General features: G+C 46.9%; 2 protein-coding genes. One reads left to right on the forward strand and one right to left on the reverse strand.

From position 1 onward, the window contains the following. On the forward strand, positions 1–2,255 hold a 2,255-nt coding region (locus tag CAG69_RS14370; protein ID WP_237668079.1), incomplete at its 5' end, for a CehA/McbA family metallohydrolase. Between the two features lie 90 nt (positions 2,256–2,345). On the opposite strand, the gene CAG69_RS14375 is transcribed toward CAG69_RS14370, so the two are convergent. After that, positions 2,346–4,100, reverse strand: a complete 1,755-nt coding sequence (locus CAG69_RS14375) for a hypothetical protein (protein WP_202600783.1) — start codon at positions 4,098–4,100, stop codon at positions 2,346–2,348. Positions 4,101–4,347 lie beyond the last annotated feature (247 nt).

Consider the following 4,347-nt stretch of genomic DNA (forward strand, 5'->3'; position numbering starts at 1 on the left):
GTGTCTTCATGCATAATTTTTCAAAAAGTGCAGTGGCAACTTTAATCTCTGGCCTTTTGCTTGGAACTTCAGCGCATGCGGGAGTGAGTATCACACAGGGAAAGACCACGATCCCCGATGGCGAAGCTACACACGCTCAAGACATTACCGTTCAAAACGAACATGTCGCCTTCGCTCTCGCTGTTGAATCCGCACCACCATGGGGCGTACCGCGAGGAACATTGGTCGATTTGGCAGCAGTAAAGGATGGTAAAGTAGATCTTGACCGTGTTGCCTTTGCTGACTTCATTCCTAACAGCTGGTCCGCATGGCCGAATGATCGCAAGTCCATTGAAATTATCGAAGACAGCGACAATAAAGCGGTCATTAAAGTGAGCCGCAACTTCGATAACGTTGATATCACAACATGGTATACACTCGCTTCTGGATCTGACTCAATTGCGCTTAAAACGGTCATGACCAACCAAGGTAAAAAAGATCTCGCGTTAGAATCAGGGCACACCATTTGGCCAGACACTGGCTACCAATTTGCCGTGCCGGGGTTGGAAGGGAAAGAAGAATCCATGGCCGACCATGCCCTCGCCGATCGCATGGTCGCTTATGATCGAGACTGGGCCTTTGCACTTCATGCTCCTTATTTTGATCGCGTCAAATACAATGGTCGTGACATGTACCTGGGGCATACCTTGAAAGCAGGTGAAAGCCGCACTTTCCAATCCCGACTACAAGTGGTTCCGAATGGAGACATGGCTCCCATTGTTAAGGCAGAAGCTGACCGACTAGGACAAGCGACAGGCACCATCAACGGCCAATTACGCGCGGATAATGGTCGTATTCCTGAAGATGCCATCGTGATGATCGAAAAAGAAGGACAACCCTATGCCTGGACATTGGCCAAAGATGGCCAGTACAGCATGGCGCTGCCTGAGGGTGAGTACCAAATCTACGGCACAGCGACTGGTCACGCAAACAGCAAGCTGCAATCGATTAAAGTGGCGAGAAATAGCGAGCAAACACTCGATTTTACGTCTCTAAAACGCCCAGCAACTCTCTCACTTCAAGTTGAAGAGGCAACATCAGGTCTGGCCAAAGATGCGAGAATCACCATCCTTGAAGGTCAAGCGCCACCGGTTGAATTTTTGGGTAAACGCACCTTCTTTACCGATCTGCTGCCTGCAGGTCATGCGGAGCTAAAACTGGCACCCGGTCAATACAAATTAGGTATCAACTCTGGTGGAGGTTTTACAGCTAAAACCCAAACATTAGACGTAACTCTAACGTCCGGTAAAACGACGAAGCAACGAGTAGAAGTGCCTCAAGTGACGTTTCCTAACCGTCAGCATTGGTATGGCGCAGATTTACACCATCATGGCAACGTGTTGGAAGGCGTTACCCCGCCAGAAATTGTTGTGCGTGCTCAATTGGCAACGGATCTTGACCTGACTTTCATTAGCGATCATGACTCAACCATTAACCACCAGAAGTTTGCAGAACTATCTGCGAAACGTGGCGTGCCTTTTATTCCGTCAATCGAAGTTTCGCCATCATGGGGACATATGAACCCATTTCCTATCGACAATGGCGCCGAGCTAACGGTCGATCCTGGCACCACTGACGTTCACAAGTTACTTGACGCCGTACATGAGATGGGGGCTGAAGTCGTACCGATGAACCATCCATACAACGATTATGGCTACTTTACGAATATCGCTAAAAATGCAGTCCCTGGTGGTAAAACGGATCGCTTCGACCTTATGGAGCTTAATGCGCGCGTAGACAATGAACCAACGTTGAAGAAAGCACATAAACTCTGGGATCAAGGTGAAGCAATGTACTTTACGGCGGGAACCGACACCCACGATGCGTGGAACCAACTCACGGGGCAGATTCGAATGATGGCAAGAGTCGATGGAGAGCTAACGCCGTCGAAGTTTGCGCAAGCACTTAAAGCCGGCCATGGCTACGCAACACAAGGCCCTATTCTTTATCCGCAAAACATTATGTTTGGTGAAACAGCAACAGCTGGCGATACGTGGGATATCCACGTCGTTGCAGCCGATGGTCTAAAAGAAATTCGATTGATCGGTAAAGGCGGCAACGTGCTGAATACCCTGACGATTAACCCGAAAGTTGATACTCAACGCATAGAGTTGTCGCTACCTATACCTAGCGACGCAGAGGGATGGATAAGTTTAGAAGTCGAAGATAAAGACGGCAGCACAGCCTGGAGTAACCCTGTTTGGTTGCAGTCATAATCTTGATGAACGTCCGACTCGATGGTAAACAAACCTGAGTTCTACGATGAAATAAAGGCGGCACTGCGCCGCCTTTTTCTACTCGATGTTTTACTGCTGTGCAACCGTCACGGGTTTGGTCGCACCACGGTAATCAAACTCAAAACCAATACCTTGATCTGTTACATCCATCGTCATACCACCAACAAGCTCGCCTTGTAAGCTTTTCATAACATCATCAGGTAACGGCTCACCAGTCACGGCTGACGCACTTTCCAACACTTCCAAAATGCGTTCTGAATCGAAGTCAAAACTGAACAAGCCATTTGGAGAAAGTGGTTGTGCCATCACTTCTTTGCTCGCGTCTTCGGCATTCTCACCACTGTAGAGCGTAAAATGGTTTTCGTTTAAGCGAGCAAACACATCCATCTTCAAGCCTGTATGCATTTCTAGCAGGTCACTGACATTAACAGGCTGGTTATCCGGCTGAATTTGTAATTGAGCAAGCTCAGGGACGAACATTTGCGCGGTTTGAATCAGCATCATTGGATCATTGGCAGATAGAGACAACATACCATCTAGCTGGCTAAATACTTCACCGTGCTGAGCATTAGTGTCAACTCGGATATCAAACATTTGCAGGCTTAATCCTTTCAGGCCGTTAACCATGCCGGAGCCCATGCTCACAGCTGCGGCTGGGTTTTGGCCACCCATCTCTTGCTGCATTTGTGTCAATAAAGAACATTGGTACTGAGGCTGAGTCAAGTCGCTCCAAATCTGACCAATCGATGGCGCTAGCGTATTAATGTCTAAACCAAGCGCCATGCTAAAGAAGCTCTTATCATTGTTCGATTCTGCCAAAACGCCACGAATCGACTTAAGCGCATCTAGAATCACTTTATTTTTCGATTCAACAACAAAAGCACCTTTAATGAATGCCTGCTCGCCTTTCAACTTGTATTCCGCAAATGCGACGGATTGAGGCCAGTTTTCTGCAACTTGAGTAAGTTCAGTATGACAGGCTGGTGAGCGCATCTCCTGAATAGTCGGCTCAGGATCAATGGCATCCAGCATACTGACTTGACGCGCAAAGATATTGCCATCTTTCGTCGTCAAACCTTTAACCAATTCACGGTGATCAAAGTAACCGAAAGAGTTATTGTTTTCGCCGTATTTAGCCTGCAACGCCGCTAGGCGTCCACTCTCCGCAATGTTTTGACTTGGTGACTCAAGTCCCAATGCCATTTTAAGCGGGTTTTGAACACCCAGTTGCGGAATATCAACCGTTAGCGTAAGTACGTTGTCAACCACGGCAACAACCAAGCCAATGCCATCTTGCGGGTCAACCGAATCTGTCATCTCGTAACGACGAAACTCAACTTCACCAAGTTTAACCAGCTCGTGCTTAGCACCGCTCATCTGCTCTTCGTGATCCAATGTTTTCCATAACGCGGCAGGGTCTTCAATCTTCAATTTGTACACTGGTACCATACCGATTGTGTACAACACAGGGTTAATATTTTCTCCGGTACCTAAGTAGGCTTTTAACGTTTCTGGCGATGCAGCGCTCTCCAGATATCCATCAAACAAGTTAACGGCAAACTGTTGCTGTGGAGAAAGTGGTTCATCGGCAAAAAGTTCAGCAATCGAGCCTTGGTTAGCCGTGCCAAATGCATTCATGTATTTATAATGATTAAAAGGTTCCGTCTGATACGTCACCATGAGCGAATCCGCAGGAACTTGCGAAAGTAGTGATACTGAATCACTCGGGGTAGTATTGTTTTGGTACAGGTAGCCAGCGCCCCCTGCAGCTGCGACCACTGCTGTAGCCAATAGTAGTTTTTTCACGACCAACTCCGTTGTCATAGTTATGTGTTCCTAAGCGAAAGATCACGCTTAGGTTTAAAGCCTTTGAATAGCACTTTTATATCGACCGCTATCATAAACAAGTTATCGATATAATGAATGTCGGTTTGATAAATTATCCAACATTTATAAGGTAAACCGTGAAGTAAGTTGAATTGCGTGAGGATGCTATTGGCAATATTCACAATCTAATTTCTCGGATAACCACCTTATAAATCAAAATCTTCAGTTCAATAAAGCGATTTGG

Origin of the sequence: Vibrio sp. V43_P6S15P86 (assembly GCF_009904725.1) — a bacterium.
GTDB classification, from domain to species: Bacteria; Pseudomonadota; Gammaproteobacteria; order Enterobacterales; family Vibrionaceae; genus Vibrio; species Vibrio diabolicus.

Coding starts and splice junctions, on each gene's coding strand:
- CAG69_RS14375 (WP_202600783.1), bottom strand. CDS start 4,100: ATGACAACGGAGTTGGTCGTGAAAAAACTACTATTGGCTACAGCAGTG.